General features: G+C 71.1%; 2 protein-coding genes (1 of these 2 cut by a window edge). Both read right to left on the bottom strand.

The window, feature by feature from the left end:
- Positions 1–22,865 carry the 5' portion of a UvrD-helicase domain-containing protein gene (locus ACFYY1_RS30125; RefSeq protein WP_388591194.1) on the bottom strand. 5,473 nt of this gene lie to the left of the window's left edge, so the window shows 22,865 of its 28,338 coding nt (coding positions 1–22,865); its start codon is at positions 22,863–22,865; the stop codon falls past the left edge of the window.
- The gene (locus ACFYY1_RS30120; protein ID WP_388591193.1) at positions 22,866–23,354 is read right to left on the bottom strand and encodes a hypothetical protein; all 489 of its coding nucleotides are present in this window, start codon (positions 23,352–23,354) and stop codon (positions 22,866–22,868) included.

The raw sequence follows: 23,354 nt of genomic DNA, 5'->3' as shown, positions 1-23,354 counted from the left end.
GTGCGGACGAGCAGCGTGGTGCCGTCGAGCTCCGCGATCTCCCCGTCGAGGACGCTCTGTCCGTCCTCGCTCCAGAAGGAGACCTGGTTGCCGGGCGCGAAGTCGCCTACTTGCCATGCGCGCAGGTAGATACCGTCCGGTTCCTGCATCGGGTCGTCGTCACGCGTGACGTCGAAGATCCAGCCGAGCGACCCGGCGTCCAGGATTTCGGTGGCGCGGGTGACCGCGACGTAGGCCAGGCGCAGTTGCTCGTCCTTGGGGATCGTGTCCCAGTCGATGCCACCGCTGGCGCTCTCCTTGGGGCCCTTGAAGTCGCCAGCGATCCGGACGCGCTGCGACTCCATGCCCTTGGCCTTGTGCGCGGTGGACACCAGGAGGTCATGCGGCGCGGCCTGGTCGACGACCTGCCCGCCGTTGTCGCTGGCGGGGGCGATGTAGTGGTCGGCGATGTACTGCTCGACCCGCTCGCGCAGCCGGTGGCGCTGGGCCTCGGTCGCGGAGGTGGCCGGCTTCCTCGGCGGCGGGAAGTTCCACCGTTTGCCGTCTTCGTCCCATCCGAAGCCGACGCCTTTGCTCTTGAGCCACTTCTTCGTGGCCCGGAAGTTGCCGTCTCCGAAGGCAAATTTGACATGGAGGCGCTCGCCGTCGTCCTCGACAAACGGGCGCGGCATCCGCACGGACTCCAGCAGTGCGTCGAGCTCCTCGCTGTGCCGCTCCATCAGCTTGAACATGGAGTCGAGCTGCTTGAGCTCGGGTTCGCTCTCGGCGGTCTCCAGGATCTCGTCCCAGGCCATGCCGTTGAAGCGGGCCAGTTCCTGATGGCTGGTGCGCTCCCCCTCGCGCAGCGCTTCCGCGGCTTCCAGGAACTTGCGCAGGTCAGCCAGCCCCCCGGACACCGCGACCTTGCGGCCCGCGCGCAGGCCTTCGACGGCACCGAGGACCACGCCCGCGTTGGTGCGGGCGATGAGCATCGTCTCGTCACCCGGGGCGATCTCTTCGATGCGGGAGGTCTTGCGCTCCCAACCCGCCAGCCGCATGCGGGTGCCGCCCAGGCGCAGGAAGCGGTTGCCGATGTCGGCGACGGCATCGCCGAACCGGAAGGTCTGGGTGAGCGTGGCGGTCGCGTCTGCTGGCAGCCGCCCCAGGGCGTCGGTCGCTCCGCGGAAGCCGTAAATGGCCTGGTTGCTATCGCCGACCGCCACGACCTGGATGCCAGCTTCGCGGACGTTGGCCACGATCGACTCCATGACCGGGTTGACGTCCTGCGCTTCGTCCCAGAACAGCACGTCGCAGTCGGGGACTCGGCCGGAGAGCGCCCACATCTTGACGGTGTGGTCGAAGGACAGCGGGAGATCGCGGTCCTTGTTGACGGCCTTCGGGTCGGTGAGGTTGTCCCACATCTCCTGGGCGAGGGGCCGGATCGCGGCGAAGATCGCATTCCGGTTGTGCGAGATGCCGTCCGGCAGGTGGTGGACGGCGAAGTCGTCGTCTGCGGACTTCACCCATTCCGACAGCAGCCGGTTGGCCAGGTACGCGGCACGCTGCGGGGTCAGCGACTCGCCTCCGGCCGCGATCCGGGAGCGCCAGCGCATCCGGTCGGCGAGCTGCTGCTCGTTGAGCTTGGGCCAGTTCAGCCGGGTCAGCAGGGCCTCGTCGGCCATGCTGTTGGCGTAGGCGTTTGCGGTGGTGGGGGTGAGGTTGTCGCTGTACTCGCCGCGCTGCTGCGCCTCGATCGCCTCGTCGGCGACTGACCGGTTGAAGGCGAGGTACAGGATCCGCTGGCCGGGCATGCGCCGCGACAGCATCTTCAAGGTGGTGGACTTGCCGGTGCCGGCCAGGGCCATCACTCGCAGGTCCAGGCCGCGCCGGGCTGCGGCCTCGATGATGACTTGCTGCTCCGCGGTGGGCGGGTAGTCCTCCGTGGCGGCGGCCGCCGCCACGATCTCGGCCCACCGGGCATCGGTGTATCCGCCCGGTTTGGCGGGCGGCAGGTCGTCGACGCTGGTGATGGCGCCCTGGGCCTCGTTGGGGTTGAGCCGGTAGCCGTCGGCCCGCTCACGCAGGATCCGCCCGCGGGACGGCTCGACCATGTTGCCCTGGGCGTCGTACTCCGGTTGCGGAACCCAGTCTTCGGCTTCCTGGCGCAGCAGGGCCCAGCGGCGCCGCTCGGCGCGCAGCCGGTAGGCCAGCGACAGCGGATCGGTGGCGTCCGTCAGGGCCTCAAGGGTCTCGTCGAGGTCGTCGATCTCCATCGCATGGATCGCCAGGCCGTGTGCGGTCCGGCCCTGAGGCAGCTGGCCGGAGGACCGGCGCGCTGGTGCGGTTCGCTCTTCCTGCCCTGCCGATGCGGCGTTGTCCGCAGGCCCGGCGCCGGTCTCGCGTGCCGGTGTGGTGGATGCGGGGAACGCGGTCTCCGCTCTGGCGAGGGATTCGGCAGCCTGCTTGGCCTCAATGCTCTCGAAGACGGGTATGTTCCGACCGCGTGCGGACATCAGCGCCCGCAGCGACTCGACCTTCTCGGTGCGGGTCTCGTACGTCAGGTTCTTCGGCAATGTGTGCTGATACATGCCGTGCTGGCGGTGCGCCCCGCTCACGTTGCGGGGGTTGAAGCCCCGGGGTCCGCCCGTGACTTCGAGCGCGAAGACGAGCTCGCGGTAATGCGGGGCAGCACCCCACACATAGGTGTGATCGCGGTGGTGCTCGATCCATACGTTCGTCCACCGCTTGCTGTTGGGCACGTCGTTGAGCTCGGCGTGCACCTCCACCAAGTGACTGACGGAACCCTCGATGGTCGTGTGGCCCTTGATGGGGCTGTCGCCGTACAGGGTCTTGTGCTTGCCCTGGTTGTAGGTACGGTTCGCGACGGAGCCGATCTGCTTCTTGTCCGGCCCGTACACCACGGTGCCGGGGTAGGCACTGGCCTGGTGGTAGCCGGGGTGGTCGGGCACCGGGATGGCGCCGTCGGGCAGTTCGGCCTCAGGGGTGGCCGGCGTCTGGTCGGAACCGAGTTCGCGGGCGCGGGCTTCGCGCTCCTCGCGGGTGGCCTCCCACTCGTCGTAGTACTGCACGACCTTGGCGACCGCGCCGTCCACCGACTCGTACAGGTCCTTGGTCGTCCAGTTGTCGATGGTGGTGGCGGCGTATTTGCCCCCGGGGCGCGTGACGACGGAGCCGATGACCTCGCTGTCCAGCAATACGGGCGCACGCATGAGGAGTCCGTCGGCCGTGAAGTCGCCGACGGTGGCCCGGGCGGCCAGCGACCGTGCCACTTCCTGACCGCCGATCCGCCTTGCGTCCCACGGCGGTATCGGGCTGCTGAGCGGGGCGTCCTGCGAGTTCTCCTCGGCGGGGGCTCCCTGCTCCACGCTGTCGTCGCTCAGCGCCGGCGGACCTTCCTCTTCCGGTTCGGCGTCTGCTGCCGGCGAGGTGGCATCGAGGGCCATCTGCCCCTGTGGCGGCTCGGCCGTCTCGAGGATGTCGGGCGTCCGGCTGCCCTGGAAGTCCTCGTGACCCGGCTGGGTCCGGGGCCTGCCGGTCGGCGCATCGCTCTGGGTAGTCGCCTGTGCGGGAACCGGTGCTGGGGTGGGGCCCGGCTCGTCGGTGGATGTGTCCACGGGGCTCTGCAGGTCGGCCGTCGGCCCTGCAGACGCCGTCAGGCGCGCGGCGGCGGGCGCGAGATCCTCAAGCTGTGCAGCCCAGTACTCCATCACCTCGACCCCGGCGCGGGCCCGCTCGGGCATCACGTCCACGCCGTCCGCGCTCGCCACCTCGGCCAGGTGGGCGAGGGCGTCGCGCCCTGTGAGGATCTGCTCGCGGAGCTTCGCCACCGATGTCGGCCGGCGCTTGATCGCCGTGGCCGCGGCGTTGACGGCCTGGATGCTGCGCATCAGCTCGTTGTGGCCGTAGATCGGGTAGGAGACACCGTTGCCGGTGGGGTGGGCCAGTGCGGTGAGCAGTGCGGGCCTTGCCGCACGGGTGACGACGGTCTCGGGGAGCAGGGCCAAGTCGCCCACGGCCTCCCTCAGGGGCCGGGTCTCCGCCTCCTCCGCGCTCAGGTGGTAGCTGACGGGGGTGCCCTGGCGTGTTCCGTCCACCGTCACCGAGCCGTCGGCGTCCCTGCTGATGCTGGTCACGGTGAATACGGGGGTCCAGCTCTCCGGCGTGAGCCGACCGCCCTGCGGTGCGGGCAGGCGCACAGATACTCCGGGTGCGAGTTGCGTCCAGGCATCGCCCCGCCAGCCCACGGGGGCGACGGCGTGGAGACCATCTTCGCGATCGATCGCGTACCGTTCCGCGTCGCCCTTGCGGTCCAACCCACCGACGGCGTTGCCGTCCCTGTCGACGAAGATCCACTTGCGGCTCTGCTTGCGGGTCTGGGGCGGGTCGGGCATCTTGTCCCGGCTGACGACGGCCCCGAGGAGCTCGCCGACCTCGTTGTGCACGAGCCGGCCGCTCAGGCTCTGGAGCTCCTTCGGGTTGCGGAGGATCGCCTGCATCTGGGCACGACGCTTCTCCCTGCGGGCGAGGCCGCCCGACACCCGCTCCCGCTCGGTGGCGATCTGCGCGCGGCGGGCTTCGACGAAGGGAGCGTGCGCGGGATCGGCCAAGGGCAGCTCCAGGCGGGCCTGTTCGGCTTCGAGGATCTCGGGGGCTTCGCCGTGCAAGACGCTGGTGCCGGGGCGGGCCGCGGTGATCTCACCGACGGGGTCGGCGGCGGTGAGCAGGTCCTCGCCGCGGCGACGGGCCAGGACATCGCCGTAGACGACGGTCTCCAGCTCCACGGTCAGCCGCCCGGGCCTGACATCGGTGACCGTGTGCCACCAACTGTGCGAGCCCTTCAGCAGTACCTGGTCCCCGGCCTCGAACTCGATCGGGCTCCAGTCCCTGCACTCCCTCCGGGGGAGGGCGTCGAGCTCGCCGCGCCGCGCGTTGTCGAGCTCGGGCAGGGCGGTGTCGGCGGATGCCCCGTCGCGGTTGTAGTGGACGGCGATGGACCGGCCGTGCTTGAGCATGCGCCGTACGAACAGGCCCGTCTTGTAGGCCCGCGTCTCGGGCCTGGTGCCCATGCTCTGGACCCATGCGCCGACGCTGGGCATACGAATGAAGTCTGCGGCTTCCAGAGCAGCCAGGGCGTCCTTGTCGCCCTCGGCGACACCGAATACGTAGGTGCGTGTCTCCTCGCCGTGGTCCCGCTCGTGATGGACCCACACCGTCTCCGCAGGCCTGGGCCCGGTGACGAGAGCGGCCTCCTGCAAAGCCTGGTGACGTTCGGCGATCTTCTTCGCGCTGGCGGACGGGGTGCGCTCGCCGGGCATGTAGTCGGTGCCCACCGAGATCCGCCACTTGACCGCGCCATCCCCGGCGCTGGGGCCGTGCCCGTGGCCGATCTGCTCGGTCCCGTGGCCCACGGCGATGCGCTCGACGTCGTCGCGGGAGCCCTCGCGCGGCGGCTCCAGCCGCCACCAATAACCGGGCATGCCCTCGACTTCCTGCGCATCGAACGGCATGGCGGTGCTCGGCTCCGGCTGCGTGACGCTGGGCTCCTCGGCGAGCACCGCCGCCCACGGCTGGTTGGCCACGGATGCGGGAGTGGCCATAGGCCCGGCCGCAACCGCCTGCTCCGCAGGCGCCCCGGCCTCCTGCTCGACAGGTGCGGGGACCGCCGCGTAGCGCTGCATGGCGTTGAGGGCGTCCGCGCTCGTCGGGTGGTTCTCACCACCGCGCGGTCCGGTTTGGTTGTCGGGCCTCTGGGCGAAGGACCGCTGCTTGTCGGCGGCGAACCGCCCCTTGCGCGGGTGCCACTCCAAGCTGAACCGCCAGTGGCCGACCACGGTGTGGGCTTCGAGTTCAACGTTGAGGCGTTGACTGGCAAATCGGGAGTCGGTGCTCCGGGTCATGGTCCAGCCCTGGGCCTGGGCGGCTCGCCACAGCTGGCCGATCGTCTCGGGGACGGGGTACTGGGGGTCCCACTCACCACCTTCTGCGATCGGCGGTCCGTCGTCCGGTGCGGGAGTGGCGATCGTGGCGTCCTCCAGTGCCGGGGCGGCCGTTCCGGGCATCGGGACAGCCGCGGGCGCGGGGGCGGGGATGGTGCGTTCGTCGGCGAAGGCGCGCAGGCGCCCCGGCATCTCCAGAGCACGGCCGGACAGCACACGGATCAGCCCATACAGGTCGCTGCCGTGCAGTTGCTCGCTTTCGAGCTGGACGCGCAGCGCCTGTGCAGCAGGGGCGAGTTGCTCGATGGCGTCGGCCTTGGCCCGGATCTGTTCGTCGTCCAGCTCGGCCCGCGCCTGGGCCTGCACTGCGTGCAGTGCGTCAAGGACGCCATCGAGGGCGGGCTGCTGCGTGTGGCTCAGGGGCCAGGCGCGCAGGGCGGCGGTGAGCAACGCATCGGTGAACGGTTCGAGTTCGGCGAAGGCCCACGTCAGGCGGATGGCATCGGAGTAGGAGTCGTGGCCGGGCAGCGGCCGGGCCTGGTCTTCGGCCCACACACGCAGGGCGTTGAGGACCGCATGGTGGAAGTTGTCCTGCCCGTAGGGCTGCGGGGGTCGTGGAGGCAGGACAGTGATCTCCGTGTCGCCCGGGTGGGGCAGCTGCTCCCCCAGCACGGTGTGCCAGCTCTCCCCCTCCTTGACGAGCGTGGCCACGACCGTGTCGTCGGGGGCGCGCAAGGTGTAGGCGGGGCCGTGGAAGATGTCCGGCGCCGCCAGCACGGTGAACCCTTCGACACCGGCGACTGCGTACGCCAGGCGGTCGGGGTGGCCGGGGTGAGTGATCTGTTCGTAGGTCTGCTTGCTGCCTGCCTCGTAGGCGTTCAGCGGCTCCTGGGTCTGGCGGCCGGCGGGGCGCGGGTCCGGGTATCCGAGGCGGGGCAGGAGAAACGGGTCCTCGGTCCAGGGTTCGGCCGCGGCGGGGAACACCTGGCGCCACTTTGAGCCCCAGGCGGTCGCGGCCGACCGGTCAGCGTGTTGGCGGGCGCGGGCGGCGAAGGATTCGAAGAGGTACTTCACGTCCGGTGGCACAGAGGCCTGGAGAAGGTGAGTGTCCTGGATGGCCCGGGCGAGCTGGAGGATCGCGCGGACGGCTTCGGTCGGGGTGGTGGAGCTGGCTGCCCGGACGGCTGCGCTCGCCTCGCGCAGCTGCCGGGCGCGCGGGTCGGCGGCGGGCCACTGCGGGTGCGCGGTGAGTGCCCAGCTGTCGGTGATGAGGTCCGCAGTGGCGCGGGTGAAGTCCTCAAGGCTGGTGTAGGGGGCGCCCGCGGAGGTGGCCTCCAGGCCGAACAGCGAGTCCGTTTCCGGCGTCGGTTCCGGCTCGGCGGGGCGGTAGCGGTTCCAGGAGGCTGCGAGGGCCTGGGCAGTGGGCGCGCCGGCGGCCTGCAGGGCGTCCCAGATCGTCAGTTGGATGTCTCTCAGCCGCGCCCGTGCCGGGCCGTCGCTGGGCGCGGCGGTCAGGGCCTCCCCGGCATCCAGCAGAGCGCGGCGCGCTTGCTCGTTCAGCCCAAGGTTCAGCCAGGCGGGGAGCTCCTCCCACCGCATCACCACGCTGGTCACGGGCCGCTCGGCACTCCCCTGCGTGGAGATCAGAATGCCTTCGGGGGCCGCGACCAGCCGCGAGATGCCGCGCAGTTCCCGCCCGCGGCTGCGGCCGCCGATCCAGACGCCGTGCCCGGCCGCGACCAGTTCCTGGCGCCACGCGTTCATCTGGACCGGGTCTTGCATCCGGCGAACGAATGCGGCCAGTCCTGCTCCGGCCGGGTTGGGAGCGGGGTTCAGCGTCCCGAAGCCGTTGATCACGGCGCGGATGGCCGCGTGCTGCTCGGCCAGGGTGATGCCGGGCGCGGCGGCCGCCGTGACCTCCGGCCGGTCCTGTCCGGCCGGGTTGCGACCGCCCGCTGCGACCGGGGCGAGCTGTGCCTGGGGAAGGCTGGGGCGCGGGGCCCCGCGGAAGAGCGTGTCCCAGGCCGCCGACGTGGCGGTCGCCCGCCAGGAGCCGGCGAAGGTGTTCGCGGCCTGTTCCAGCGCTGCCAGTGCCCGGGCGGCGTCGCCCGGCACCGCGGTGTCCGTCCAGGCGTGGTGGACGGCGCTGACCGCCGCATCGATGCCTTCGACGGCCGCATGGAAGTCTCCGGGGTTGTTGAGGGAGACGTTCCTGAAGGTGTCCAGGGCCTGGCGCAGTTGCGTCTCGGGGCCCGTCTGCGCGGCTCGTGCCTTGAAGTGAGCCGTGGCGGCCAGGGCCCGTACGGCCTGGTTGAGGGCGCGGCGCGGAGCGCTGATCTCCTTGAACGCGGTAAAGGCAGGAGCCGGCGCCGATGCGGCTTCGGCCAGGGCGGGTTGGGGGTCGGGCTGCTCGGCGGGCTGGTCCGGTTCGTCGTTGCCGCCGGGGGCGGGCGGCGGCGGGTTGTCGCGTCCGGCGCCACCGCCCGCGGCGGGCGGGACGCTGTTCTGCTGGCCGTGCGCCGGTGCGGGGGCCGCGTCGCGTTCGCTGCGCCCCGCGTTGCCGGACGGCGCCGGGACGGCCGCGGCCGGGGCCTGGGCCTGGGGGGCCGGGAAGCTCTCCGGCCCCGGTGCGAAGGCGGGGGCGTCGGTGGGCTGGGCCGCGAGGCGGCTCTTTTCCTCCTCCCACGTGCCGTAGGGGTTGGCGAGGCGGGTTTGGGTGAGGCTGTCCTGGCCGCTGGCGTACTCGTGCAGCAGGTGCTGCAGCGTGCCCGCGAGCCCGTGGACGAAGCGGTCGGCCCCCTGCCCGTGCACTTCGATCAGAGCCTGGTCGAGGGCCTCGTTGCGGCGCGCGCCGTCCCTCTTGAGGAGGTCGAGCAGGCCGTGGATGCTGGTGCGCCCCAGTGCGTGGCGGCGCGGCGACTGGTCGAGGACGCCCGGCGGGTTGCTGGCCAGGGAGAATTCCTCATCGAGCACGGCCAGTTCCGCGCCCATGCCGTCGAGGTCGTCGAGGTTGACGAGGCCGGGGTGCGAGTCCTGTATCGCCGACAGCAACGTGGTGAGTTCGGTGTGGACCGGGCGCAGGGCCGCGGTGACTGCGGCGAGGCGCACCGTGGCGGGCCGGGTGGTGTGGGCGGGGGTGTTCGGTCCGATGGGCACCGCCCCCTGAGGCCGGCGGACCACCACGGTGCGGTCGCCGAGCCGTTCGGTGATGTAACCGGCGCGCTTCAGGTCAGAGTCCAGGGTGAAGCTCCCGCGCGCGACGACGGCCGCGGTGGCATCTGCGCCGGGGAAGTCCTGTTCGGTGGCCGAATGCACCTGGAAGGTCTCGGTCCGTCGGCGGTGGGCGTCCAGGACGGCGCTGACCTCGGCGGCGAGGCGACGGCGCTGCGCTTCCAGGCCGCGCGGAGGGGTGACGGTGACAAGGCGCGCCTCGCCACGGTGGGCACTGCCCGGGTTGTCCTCGGTGACGGTGACGGGATTCCAGCCCAGCGTGCGCAGATGGCCGATGCGCTTATCGCGCTGGTTGGGCGCCTCGAACGGGAGCATCGTCATGGTGATCGCGACGCTGCCGTCCACGTTCGGGCGCAGGGTGTATCCGCCGCCTCCCCACGCGGCGGGCACCAGCCCGCTGTCGTCCAGGATCTGGGCCAGGGCACGCTCGGCGTTGGTGACGCTGCCCGTGGGCGCGGTGGCCGGGGAGATCGGGCACAGCGGGACCTGTGCACCGTCGGGGAAGATGCGGGACTCGCCGGCGGAGGCGATCCAGTCGGCTGCCTGGTCCCGTGCAGTATCGGCCAGGGCGGCGATCACCGCCTGGTCGGCGGCCGGGAGTTGCATGAGCGCGGCGCGCTCGGCCATGTAGCGGGCGGCCCGTGCCACGTCGAGGGTCGCTCGGTAGGCCTCTGCGCGCCCGTCCAGCTTCTCGTCGCGGGCCAGGACGCGCGCCGGGCGGCGCAGCGCCGCCGCGCCGAGGTCGTCGGTGAGCGGGGTGGCAAGCTTCTCGCGTACGGCGTCAAGCGCCAGGACGTTCTCGATCTGGTCCAGCAGCGGGGCGCGCCGGTTACGGAAGGCGGTGATCGACCGGCGCACGGTGCCGTCGGGGAACTCGGCTTCCAGTGCTGCGGTGACGGCGGCCGGGCGGGTGGCCTTGAGCGTCTCCCACCATGCGGCGAGCGGCCCGTCGCTCAGGACGTCTCCCCCGCCGCGGGTGATGACGTCCCTGATCAGGGTGATCTGCTCGGCGGGCAGCCCTTCTTGCCAGTCGGTCCCCGACAGCCAGTCGGCCATGGCCTGCTGGGCGGCCTGCGGGTCGGCCCCGGGTTCTGCATGGGCGGCGAGCGTGGCATCGGCTTCGGCCCGGCGGCGCAGTTCGAGCAGCGCGAGGTGCAGGCGCGGGTCGGCGTCCCGTTCGTTGGCAGCCAGGTTCCCGGCGTGTGCGGCTGCGGCCTGGGCTGCGGCGTCGAGCGTGTCGGCGCCGTCGATCTTGTCGAGGCGGTGGAGGTGCGCCTGGGCGCGTGCCTGCTCAGCAAACGCGGTCAGTGCGCCGTGATCGCTGTAGACGGTGCCCTGGTCGCAGGCCTGCATCAGGGCGGCCAGCACGATGGGTGCGTGACCAGCTGTCAGGGGCCGGCGGCCGTCGAGCACTGCGGCACGTGCCAGTTCCAGGAGGTCTTCCTGCACGGCGAAGCCCGCCGCGGCATCGGCGTAGGGCTGTGCGCCGGGCGGGACGGGGCCCGCCGTGACCTGGGTGCCGATGACGGTGGCGCGCACGGCGCCGTCGGCGGGAAGGGTGAGCAGATGGCGGGCGAGCCGGTCGACATGGTGGCGTGCCAGGTTGTGCAGGGAAAGCGCGAAGAAGGCGCGCTGCTGACCGCTGTGGTCGCGGACGGTCTTGGCCGCGTCCGCGACTCGCTGGTGGCGGTGCATCTCCCCGGCGAGTCCGCCGACCTCGCGGTGTCCGTCCCGCAGCCGCAGGGCTGCCTCCAGTTCCCGGCCCGCCTCTTCCGGCATGTTGTCGGAGAACGGCAGGTGGTCAAGGAGGTAGGCGAGTGCGGTGATCAGTTGCTGGTCATGGGTCATGTCCTCGGCCGGATAGGTGGCACCGCTCGTGCTGAGCTGCTGCGGGACCAGGTGGTCGGCGAGCCGGTCCGCCGCACGCTCAACAAGGCGCAGGGCGTGGTGGGCGGGCTGGGCCGTGTGGTGCCGGCTGTGCCGTCCGATCACTTCGGTCACGGCGTTGAGCGCCTGGGAGGCGGCCTTCGCCAGGTCTCGCGCCTGGGCGGCTTGCTGGTGCCAAGGGCTCGCGCCGCCGACGTAGGGCAGGGCCGCCTCGAACTCGGTGATCTGCTGGTTGTCCGTCAGGACGGTGCGCAGGTGGCGCACCGCGTCCTTGTGCAGAGCGGTCAGCGCCGTGCCGGCCGCGTCGAGTTCGGTCGCGATGGTCACCGGGTCGGTGACGGTGGCCTCGAAGGCCTGGTCCAGCTCTTCCAGCGGGGTACTCAGTGGACGTCGCAGGCTCAGGCGCATGGTGTCGCTGGCCGTCTCGCCCACCGGAGTGAACACGTGCCGCTCACTGTCGCTGCCGCTGGTGGTGAGGGTGAGGACGCCGTTGTCCCACGCCGGGGTGTCGGGGCCGGTGCGCAGGGCCAGCGCGTACAGCTCGGGTGCGGTGTAGGTGACGGTGTTGTCCCAGCTCGCGGATCCGGCGGCGCGCATCAGCTGGGAGGCGGGCAGGTGCGTGTCGATGGTCTGGGCGAGGACGCGGGCGCGCTGCTGCTCGCCGTCCTCTACGCCGGCCGGCCAGGTCTCCTGATGGGTGGCTGCCAGGGTCTTGGTGGTGGCGTGCATGCGGGCGGTGTGCTCGTGGGCGGCCGAGGCCAGGTTGTTGAGGCTGGATTCGTTGATGCCGTCGTCTTCGAGGCGGAGCTGGAAGATGCGAGCGAGCTCGACGAGGGTGCGGCAGCCCTGGGCCGCGTCGGGCCGGATGCCGATCCGCTCGGCCGTGGCGTCGTGCCACAGTGCGGCGGCGATCTCGTCGGTGACCTCCTTGAGGGACTTCTCGCTGATGTACTGGGTACCGCTCCAGGTCCGGGTGAACTCGCCGAGCGTGGACAGGAGGTGGAGTGTTCCCGTGCGGGCGGCGGCCTGGTCGGGGTAGGGGTCCTCGTCCTGGCCCATGCCCTGGGGGTCCGCGAGGTGCCAGGCGGCCAGCGCCGCCGATGACACCGGCGCCGCGGGGGCGGCGGCAGGGGCGCTCGCTGCGTCCAGGCGCGCGGTGACTTCCCGGACCAGGTAGGCGTGCAGGGTGTCGGCGGCGGTGGTGGGTGCGGGGTCCTCGGCGAAGTACAGCTCGAGCAGACCGGCGGGCAGGACGTCCTGTGCGGCGGCGAGGTGTCCTTCGGTGAAGCTGCGGACCAGGTCGTCGCTGTCGTCGCCGAGGCTGCCGGTAAGGCGCAGGCGCAGGTCGATGTCGCTGCTGAGCGCATCGGCAATCGAGGCGACCTGCTCCGCCCAGGCCTGCCATACGCCGGGCAGTTCGGTGCCGGCGGCGGGCAACGGGGTCAGGGCCCCTGCCGTGTCCGCGGGGGTGGCGTCGAGCAGGGTGCGCCACATGGTGCCGAAGAGGCCGATGAGGTCGCCCATCGGGCCGATGTCGCTGTGCAGGGCGCGTCGCAGGCGGGGAGACATGTCCTGCTCGCGCTGTTCCAGCCACGCCCACAGGGCCGGTGCCTGGGGCACGGCGGCGGACGGCGAGGCGCTGTAGCGGATCGTGGACAGCAGCTGTTGGTCGGCGCGGGCCTGTTCGGTGAGGGCGGCGACCTCGTGCTGGAGCTGAGGGTCTGCTTCGTCGACCAGGCTCAGGGTGGTAGCGGCGTGCCGGGCTGCCGTGCTGTTCAAAGTGGTCAGCAGATCGCCGTGGCCGAGTTGGCCTTCTTCGGCCTGCTCGTGCCAGACCTGCCGGGCACGTTCCCCGATCTGGTGGCACAGGGCGGGCAGTACCGGGGACACGCCCTGCGAGAGGTCTCCGTGTCCGTCGAGCAGGGTCTCAAGCAGCCGGAGCAGGACCCGCTCGCTGTGCCGCTCGTCGGTGCGCAGGGCGCCCGCGTCCACGACGCGCTGGGCGAGTCGGATGACGTAGTTGTGCCGGGAGGCGAAGTCGTCGTGGTTGGTCGGGGGATTCGCGGGCGCCAGTTCGGGCCGCGTCAGGTGCAGCACACCGGTCTGCCGGGCGGCGGCCGTGGCGAGGCCGGGCTCGGTGAGCATGGTGGCCGCCCATCGCTGCCGCATGTCTTCCGCGACATCGCCCAGGGCCTGCCAGCCCAGCATCCGGTCGGAGACCTCCCCGGCCCTTTGCCGTGTGATGTCCAGTACCTGGGACAGCAGGGCGTCCCAGCCCTTTGGCGTGGCGCCGGGGCGCGGCTCGTCCAGCAGCGCGGACAGGGCGATGACGGAGTGCCGCTCCGCTGCGGGCAGCACCTCGATCGGGCCGATCTCCTGAGCCCACGTCTGCCAGGCGGACTGCAGGTCGGCCAGGGCTGTGACCGCGTCCTCGGGCTGCGCGTAGGTGCTCTTCCCGGCCGCCGTGCGCAGGCTCGCTCGGCTGGTGGTGGTGGGCATGCCTCGGGAGGCGGCTCGGGCCAGGTAGTTGTCGCTGCGCCGCAGCAGGATGCCCAGCTGGGTCAGGGCGTGGTGCAGCGGGCGGGCCTCACCGCGGGTGGACGCCTGGTCCTGCAGGAGTTGCAGGTGCTGGTGGACCTCGGACATGGCCAGCCAGTGCTCCTGGGGGCCGCCGTTGCCGCCCTCGGCGGGCATGCTCGCGGCGGCATCCGCCAGGGCTTCCTCTGTGGCCTGGACGTGCCACGGCGTGAAGTCCTCCAGCACGGAGCGGTGCTCGGACAGCCACTGGCCCATGTCGGTGAGCAGGAGGCCGGCAGTCTGGACAGCGGACGCACCGGGGGTGAAGGGGGCGGCATGGAGGACTTCCAGCGCCCACTCCCCCTCGGCCGCGGCACGCACGTGCGTCCCGGAGCCCGGCGCGTGAGCCTCGGGCTCCGCAGCCGTCGCGGCGTAGGCGACGAGCGCCCTGCGGGTCGCCTCGTCCAGGTCGAGCAGGCCCGGCCAGTCGGTGGCCCGCTCGGCGAGGAGGGTCTGTGCCGCAGAGGGGGTCAGGCCGCGGGCGGCCTCGGTGAACCGGTCGGCGTCGCCCGTGGCACTCAGCAGCGCCAGACTGCCGTCCCGTCCGTTGTCGCGGGACCACAGAGCCCACGGCTTCTCGTCCTGCCACCAGATCCGCAGCCCGGGGTCCTGACCGAGCCGGTCGTACAGCTCCTCGCCGCGGCACACGAGCACCTCGCCGCTGCGGCGCACCGTGTACAGGGCAGCGGGGTCCGGGAGTTGGGCGAGGCGAGCGCTCTGCGCGGTGTGCGCGGTGACGTGGGCGGCGAGGAGATCGATCGCCGTGTCGTCACCGAAGAACGCCTCGATCCGTGCGGTATCCAGCGCGTCGTCGGGCGGCGAGCTGACCTGCTCCATGACCTGTTCCTGGATCCAGTCCCGGACCAGGTCGACGAGGAAGGGTTCGATGGGATCGTTGCTGACCGTGAGTCCGACGGTCCTGGGGTCGGTTGCGGCCTTGTCCATCAGCTGGTCGATGAGCTCGGCGTGCTCCTTCCACTGCGGCGGCACCGGGAGGCGGCCGCCGCTGCGGGCGGGCTCGTTGCTGGTGGCGTGCCGGGCGGCGGTGGCCGCCAGGCGGGCGAAGGCGCCGGTGAAGCCGCGCGGGGTGAAGTCGGCGTGCAGGGTGTGGCGCAGCAGCGGGCTCATCTCGGCCGCCCGTGTGCTCAGCCAGTCCAGCAGGGCCGGCGCGTAGGGCACGGGTGCGTTGCTGGTGAGCGGGTGGGCGGGGGTGCCCATCGCGGCGAGCAGGTCGGGGTCGGCCAGTGCCTGCTGGGTGAGGTCTTCCAGCTCGGCCTCCAGGGCCCCGTCGGTCTCGATGAGCGTGGCGTGCACCCTGCCCGCGTGCCGGATGGCCGCGACCGCGAAGTCCTTGAAGTAGCTCTCCCAGTGCGCGCGGTAGCCCTCCTCCTCGTGTTCACGGCCGACCTGGCGGGCCAGCTGCGCTGCCGCATCCAGCAGGTGCGGCCACGCGGGGTCGACCCGGCCGTCGGGCAGCATGAGCGGGCGGCTGTCGATCTCCTCCAGAAGGCGGGACAGGCGCCGCTCGGTGACCGTCTTCGTCGGGCGGCTCTGCGCGTGTGCCCGGCTCGCGGCGGTGACGATCCTGGCGTGCGCGCTCGCCAGGCCCTCGTGATCGGGTCGTCCGTCGGGGTCCGCGTACGGGGGTGCCGGGTCGAGCTCGCGGAAGGCGACCTCAAGTGGGCGAGGATGTCCGGCCAGCGCGGTCTCGGCCTCCGGGTAGGTCAGGAGGGTCTGTGCGAGGCGTCCGACATGCTGACGAACGTCGCCCCGCACGAGACGCGGAGCCTGGGCAAGGAGCGTGTAGAGACCGTCCATCGCCTGCAGGTGGGCGGCCGCGCCGCGCGGGATGAGCGCGGCGGCGACACGGGCCTTGAGGAGGGCGGCCTGTTCTTCGGTGCTCTGCGGGTCATCGGGGGCAGGGTCCTGCTCGAGGCTCACGGCCAGGCGGTCGAGCGCCCACTGGATCTCCCCGGGGCTCGGGTAGGTCTCGTTCCACAGCTCCGCCCGCTCGCGAAGCCAGGCCTCTTCCGGTTCGGGCGGCGGGGTGTGGGCGAGGCGATCGACGTGCAGGGCTGCAGTGCGGGCCAGGTGGCGCAGCCGGCCGGCGCTGCGCCACTCGGCGCGCACGTACGAGGGCTGCGCGGCCAGGGCGTCGGCGGCCATGCGGATACGGGTGTACGCCTGGATCTGGAGTGCCCAGTGCTCGTCGGGCGTCTGCTGGCCCTGTTCCCAGGCGTTCGTGAACTCCGCGATGATCTGGCCGAGTTCTTCGCTCGGCTCGTCGGGCAGGTGGTGTCCGAAGTCCTCCTGCCACTGGCCGTACGCCGCGTGCAGGTCCTTGCGCGCGGCCGCGGCGGAGTCGTGTTCGTTGGTCGTGGAGTACGGGGCGGGCCGGTCTTCGCCGAGAATCCAGAGGTCCTCGCTCACCGGGTAGCCGCTGGTGGTGGCTTCGGCGGGCTCGGTTTCGGGGACGGGGACGGCGTCTGAGGCGGGGGCGGGCTCACGCTCGGCACGGGTGGGCCGGGGTGCCGGGGGCGGAGTGCCGTTGACGGTGGGGTCGGCTGCGGCGAGGGTGCGCGCGGCCTCTTCGTCGTTTTCGCCGATGGCCTGGATGAGGGGCTGGTTGTCCTTGCTCCGGGTGGCCATGAACTGCTCGAACTGGGCCCGGGCGCGGTCCTCGATGGTGCGGGCCAGGTCGTTTTCGCCTTCGTGCTGGGCGAGGGTGGCGCGGTGGCGTTGCAGGAAGGTGCGGGCGAGGGTGGCAAAGGCGTTCAGGGGCTTCTGCATGGTGGTGCGGTCGCGGCCCTTGAGGGAGCTCAGGAGCCGTTCGGCCTGAGACAGCGAGTTCGTGAGGGCGGCTTCGGTGTCGTGGCCGTCGTGGTCCTCGTGGGCGGCGACCGCGGAGAACAACTCGTGACGTAGCTGGGTGAAGGCGTAGGGGATGTTCTCGCGGTCCCAGGTCTGGTCGGCGGCGCTGCCGAGCGCGATCTCGGCGCCTTCCACCTGGGCAAAGGCGTGGTCCCACTCCCGCTGTGTGGTGAAGACGGCCTCTGGGGGCGGAGCCGGCTGCGCCGCGGCGGTCGGCTGCGGTGCGGCCGGGGTCGGGTCAGCGGTGACCGGGAGGGCCGCCGGTGCGTCCACCGCGGGTGGGGCGGTGGGCTCGACGGGATCTTCGGCCGGGCTCTGGGTGGCGGGGTCCTGGGTGGCGGCGGGTGTGGCACGGCGGGCCAGGCCGGTGAGGCGGGCGTCGTTGGAGACGGCTTCGAGGCGTGAGCCGTCACGGTAGCGGGCGGTGAGGTGGCGGCCGGCGGTGACGACGGCGTGCAGGGCAGGGGCGTCTTCCATGAGGCGGCGCAGGAGGGCGTGGGCGGCGACGGGGTCGGCGCCCTCGGTGTACTTGGCCGACAGGCCCAGGTCGTCGAGGCGGACGTACTCGCGGCCGTCCTCGGTGCCGGACTCGTCGACGCGCGGTTCGTTGGAGTCGCTCCATTGCGTCAGGGCTGCGGGGGTGCTCAGGGTGGCGGTCCAGCGCTGTTCGTGCAGCGTGGCCAGGCGGCTCAGGCGCCTGAGGTCGGTGGCCATGGGGTTGGATTTGCCGAGGGCCTTGATGGCGTCCTCGATGGCGGTGCGCCACAGCTCAGGTGCCACGATCGACGCGGCGGCCGAGAGCGCCTCGCCGTCGAGCCGCCTCTGGCGCAGGAGGCCACTCTCCTCGTGCAGCTGCTCCAGGGCCCTGGCGAGTTTGCGGCCGTCGGGTGTCTTGGCGGTGGCGGGGTGGGTTTCGACCACTGCGCGCAGGGCTTCGGCCAGGAGCCGTTCGGCGATCAGCGTGCCGAGCCGGTCGGTGTAGTAGAGGAACTCCTCCCGCTGCTCCTCCGGGTCCGCTCCGCCGGTGGCGGAAGCCTCACCCCCCGAGCCGCCGGTCCGGCTGCGCGAGCGTCCGCCACCGCCGCCTCCCCCGCCGGAGCGGGCCATGGCCGGGCTGCCTTCGGCGCCCGCGCTGGCGTAGCTGGGCACAGCTCCGCCAGGACCGTTGCTCTGGGCGGGGGCCTCGGTCTCCAGCTCGGCCATCAGAGCCGCGACCTGCGCCTTGGCCTCTACAAGATTGTCGTCATCGTGGTAAATGGTGCCGAGGTAGGACTGCGCGTTCGCGACCTCGCCGAGGGCGTGGGTGTGCTGCTCCTGGGCGATGGCGAGGTCGTCTTCGAGGTGGGCGAGGCGGTATTCCAGGGACTGGATGGTGCCGGAGACGGAAGCGGGGTCGGCGACCATCTTCTTGGAGTCGACGAGAACGTGCGCGCCGGCGCCGAAGTCGAGGAGGAGGTCGAGGAAGTCCCGGCGGGCGAAGACGGGCACGCCACCGAGTTCGGCGACCTCGATGGGCGGGTGGTTGGGCTGTCCGCGCAGCTCATCGAGCACCTCGCCGAGGCGGAAGCGCAGGGCGGCTGCGGCGTCCTTGCGCTTGGTGTAGGTGCGCTTGGTGCCGTTGCTTCCGACGACTGTCATGGAGAAGTCGGTGTCGCGAGTGGAGCGGCGGGTGCCCTGCGTGGCGGCGTCGCCGACGATGGTGGTGAGCCAGGCGATGCTGGTCTCAAGCTGCTCGGCGCGCAGGGTCTCGGTGTCGATGGTGTGCCGCAGGCCGTACTGGGCGGCGTTGTGGGCGTGCTTCTCGGCCTCCATGCCGAGGATTTCGTTCTGGAGCCGCCCCACTTCCTGCAGGCGCGGGTCGCCGGCGCCGATGGCGACCGCTTCGATCATGTACTCGTTGAGGTCCATCGCGATGTCGTCGATGGTGCGGTCGGTGAGCTTGCCGCTCATCAGCTGCTGAATGAACTGCGCCTTGCCCAGGACGAGCTGCCACACGTAGGCGTCGAAGCTGTTCTCGGTAACGTAGTTGTAGACGTGGACTTCGCGGCCGAGGTCGTAGTTGAGGTTCTTCTGCCGTACGACGCGGCCGGTGCGCTGGTGCAGGTCGACCGGGCGCCATGGGCAGTCGAGGTGATGCACCGCGATGGCTCGGCGCTGCACGTTGGTGCCGGTTCCCATGGTTTCCGTGCTGCCGATGAGCACGCTGATCTTGCCGTTGCGGGCGTCGCGGAACAGGGCGGCCTTGTCGCGGTCGCTCTTGGCCTCCTGCATGAAGCGGATGCCTTCGGTGGGCACGCCGCGGGCGGCGAGCTCCATGAACAGCCCGTCGTAGACGGTCCACTTGCCCTGCTTGAGGGCGTCTGCCGAGGGCGTGCCCAGGTCGGCGAAGACCAACTGGAGGCTGCCGGGCAGCTCGTCGGGGGCCTGGTCCTTGGGGCCCTGGTAGACGTCGTCCTTGTGCTTGAAGTACAGGGCTGCGATCTTGTCGGCGGCGATCGAGATCTTCGTCTGCTCGTCGGGCTCGATGGCATAGCCGACCAGGCGCGGGTCGAGGGCCGCCTGCCGCATCCAGGAGGCCAGTTTGAGCATGTTGTCTTCGCTGGGGTCCACGGCGCGCGAGCGGATGTCGCGGGCGCGGACCTTGGCTATCTCGGCTATCTCCGCGTGGACGCTGGTGGCCGGGCACTTGACCATCTGCGGGCCGCCCCCGAACACCTCGGGGACCGGCAGTCCGAGGTCTTCGGCAGTCTTGACGTCGGTGGGCACCCACCAGGCCGTCAGCAGTTCGGGCATGTTGGTGAAGCGTGCGAAGCGGGACTTGGTCTGCAGGCCGCCCTCGGGGGCGATCTCGATCTTGGTGTCGATCTCGGCGTGGTTGGCGACCCAGTCGTCGAAGTTCTCCAGGCCTTCGGCGGCGAGGATGTCGGGGCGCAGCAGCTTCATCCACACGTACGCCTCGGCGATGGAATTGACCACCGGCGTGGCGGACGCTCCGGTGATCACGCGGGCGCCGTACTTCTCCCGCATGTACTCGAGCTTCATGTGCAGGTCGGTCGCACGGATCGACCCGGCGATCGACAGCCCGGCATTGTTGGACGGGTTGTACAGGTTCTTGAAGTTGTGGATCTCGTCGACGAACAGGTAGTCGATGCCCAGCTGCTCCCACGACAGGCCGCCTTCGCGGATCGAGCGCATCCGGGCGCGCAGGGCCTGCTCGCGGACCAGTTTCTTGCCTTCGACCTCCTTGACGGTGTCGTCTTTCTCCGGGTCTTCGCCCTTGGCGATGATCGCGGCGCGGCGGCGCTCCAGGTCGCGTTCAAAGTCGGCGAGCTGGTTGGCGATGTAGTTCTCGTGCTCGGCCGCGGAGAGCGGGATCGCCTTCATGACGCCGTACGTCATGATGATCGCGTCCCAGTCGCCGGTGGCGGCCTTGGCGGCGAACCGCTTGCGCTTGCGCCGGCTGGAGAGGTCCTTGGTCGAAGCGGTCAGGACCTTCGCACCGGGGTAGGCCTGCAGGAACTCACGCGTCCACTGCTCAGCCATGTGGTTGGGGACGACGATCGCGGGCTTGCGGGCAAGCCCGAGGCGGCGCAGTTCCATGGCGCCCATGGACATCTCAAGGGTCTTGCCGGCGCCGACCTCGTGGGCGAGGAGCGCACTTGGCTCGTTGAGGATCCTGGAGACTGCGGCCTGCTGGTGCGGGCGTGGGTCGAACGCGGTGGACAGGCCCGGGAAGGACAGCTCGGGGGCGTCGTCGTAGTTGCGCAGGACGAAGCTGTTGAAGCGGGTGTTGTAGACGGTGGCGAGGGTCTCGGCCCGCTCCTCGTCCTTCCACAGCCAGTTGCGGAACTCCTCGTTGATGCGCTCCGCGTACTTGTTGGCGATCGTCGTGGCCGTCATCGCCTCAGCGCGGAGCGCCGCCTTCTCCGCGGCCGTGGCCTCTTCCGGGAAGGACGGGGAGATGCGGATGGGCCGCTGGTTGAGCAGGGCGCGGGCGAGCTGGACCGCGTTCATCTCCTCGGTGCCCCACACCGCGGTCGTCATCACGTTCTTCTCGACGCGGCAGTCGAGCGTCCATGTCGATCCGGCGGCCCGCTCCACCTTGATCGACTCATCGCGCAGCAACTCGCGCAGGAACTCCTGCACGTAGGAGGCGTCCACCCACGGGGCGCCGAGCTTTACGCGGATCTCGCCCGGCGGCACGTCCTTGGGCTGCACCGCTGCCAGGGCTTCGGCGTTCGCGGCGAACTGCGCATCGACCGCGGCGGCGTCCTGGGCCTGGGCGAGCTTGAGGCGGACGTTGCCCGACAGGTACTCGGCGGCCGGCACCAGCCGCCCGGTGTGGGGCTCCTCGTACACCACACCGACCAGCGCCTCGCGCGCCGCCGGCTCACCGTCCAGCTCGAGCAGTCGGGCGATGACGTCGAGGCGGATCTTGCCGTGCAGGTCGAGGCTGATCGCGGCGGCTTCCTCAGCGGTCTCCGCCCGCTCGGGCAGGGTGCGGGGAGCGGAGACGCGCTGGGTGAAGATCTCGGACTTGCGGGCGGTGCCCGTCTCCTCGTCGTAGTCCTCAAGGGCATAGACGAGAGGGGCATGCGGGTCGTCGGCGAAGCCGCCCTGCGGCGGGGGGACCCGTGCCCAGACCTTGAGCTTCCCGGCATCACGCAGCTCATCGCGCACCGACTGGAGTTCAGCCAGGCTCTCGCGCAGTGCGGCCGGGGCCTTCTCCGCGTTCCAGCCGAGCAGCACCTGCAGGTCAGCTTCGGTCAGGACACCGTCGCCGAGGTTCTCGATGGCAGCCTGCTGCTTGGAACCGAGCCGCCCCGAGACATCCAGGGCCGCATCCATCAGCTGCTCGGACAGTTCCTCGGGCAGGTCGTCCCAGGCGAGCTTGCGGGTCCGCTCCTGCCGGGTGAACCGGCTGACCGGACCGAACTCCTCGACATAGGCGTTGTAGTGCGCGTTCAGGGCCGAACGCAGGAAGGTGAGCCAGGCGTCGTCGGCGTCCGGGGAGGTTTCAGCGTCCAGCAGCTCCGAGACGGCGTTACGTATCAGCAGCAGCGCCTTGAGCTCGTCGCGCTGAGTCTTGGGGCAGGGGTGCGGCTCGCTGTCCTCCAGGCGCGCGGACCAGAAGCTGCCGTCGGGCAGCTCGGTGATCCGCCCGTCGAACCGCTCGGCGTTGTCCCCGAACAGCTCCTGCGCACTGGGCCCCTGGGCTTCTTCCTCACGCCGGGCCGGGTTCTCGGTCATGGCCAGGCCGGCTTCGACAGCGGCCGTGACCTCCCGCTCCAACACCTTGCTCAGGGCGGCGGCGGTGTCCCCTCCGCGGGAGAGGACTTCTGGGCGGTGCTTGCCGCCCCGGGGCCGGCCCGCCACCAGGGTGCCGAGCACGTTGCGCGGATGCTTCTGGTAGTACTCGTTGACGTCCATCCGCTTGTCGTCTGCGGTCTTCACTTCTTCGGTCTTCGCGAAGACGGCGCCCTGCTTCTTGTGCGAGGGCGCCTTGCGACGGAACACCAGCAGGTCGGTCGCGACGTCGGTACCGGCGGCCGCGGCGTGCGCGCCGTTGGGCAGCCTTATCGCGCACACCAGGTCAGCGAGCTCGCCCATCTCGGCGCGAGCAGCCTTGGAGGACTTGTCCAGGGTCCCGGTGGAGGTGATGAACGCGGCCACTCCCCCGACCCGCACACTTTCCAGGGCCTTGATGATGAAGTGGTCGTGCATGGGGAAGTTCCCCGGGTTGTGCCGGGGGTCGCTCAGGCGGGCGGAGTGGAAGGGGACGTTGCCGATCGCGGCGTCGTACTCTCCGGGCTTGACCCGCGACTTCTCGAATCCCTCATTGACGATCCGGGCCTGCGGGTACAGGGCCTGGCTGATCGCAGCGGTTACCGGGTCGAGCTCGACACCGGTCATCTCGGCCCCTTCTGGGGCCATCCCGATGAAGGTTCCAACGCCGCTGCCCGGCTCCAACACCCGGCCGCCCTTGAACCCGAGCGCCTGCAGCGCCCGCCAGATGACCTGTACGAACGCCGCGTCCGTGTAATGGGCGTTCAGCGTGGTGCGTCGGGCGGCCGCGTACTCCGTCTCGCTCAGCAGGTCCAGCAGCTCCGCCTGCGCGGCCTCGTACTTTTGTCGGTGGCTCTTGGTCCGCTCCCGCGATGGGGCGAACAGATTCGGCAGCGCACCCCACGACGACCACCGAGCCAGCACTCGGCGCTCCGGGCCGGTCGCCTCCCGGTTCTCGCCCTGGATCAGCCGGAGGACCCGCAGTGCGGCAAGGTTCGCCTCTAGCCGGGCCATCGGTGCGGCCGGAGCAAGGTCGTTCTGGTCGTGGGGTCGGAAGGCCCCCTCGTGGGCCGCCATTTACAACAGCCCCTGGCGGCCGAGGGCCTCATCAGAGAGCCCCGTCAGCTCCAGCAGGCGGGCTGGTGCCCCAGCCCGGAGCCGGGCACGCTCCGTGGCGCTGAAGTCACCCGCGCCTCTACGTCCCGCCAGCAGGTCGTAGAGATGCTCTTCGCGCCACTCCTCCTCGGCGAGCTCGTCTTCGGTGAGGGACGGGTCGTCCCCCAGGTCGATGTCGCCGTCAGCCGGCAGCAGCACCAGCTCACGCAAGACCTCGGCTTCTGCCTCGTGACGCAGTTGCTGCAGACGGCTGGCCCGCTCGAGGTAGGACTCCCCCACCACCGTGGTTGAGGCAAGGCGCTCAGCTGTCCAACGAACCCGTACCTCGTCCTGAACATCGGTGCCCAACTCGGCAAAGAAGGCCTCGGGCTTCTCGATCTCAGCGATGCTCCTCGGACGGTGTTCCTGCCAGTGTTGCTGCGCGAGCCGCCCGTACTGATTCACGTCCAT

This window comes from Streptomyces sp. NPDC001890, from assembly GCF_042891445.1.
Lineage (GTDB): Bacteria > Actinomycetota > Actinomycetes > Streptomycetales > Streptomycetaceae > Streptomyces.
This window is presented reverse-complemented; position numbering and strand designations above follow the sequence as displayed.

Coding starts and splice junctions, on each gene's coding strand:
- ACFYY1_RS30120 (WP_388591193.1), bottom strand. CDS start 23,354: ATGGACGTGAATCAGTACGGGCGGCTCGCGCAGCAACACTGGCAGGAA.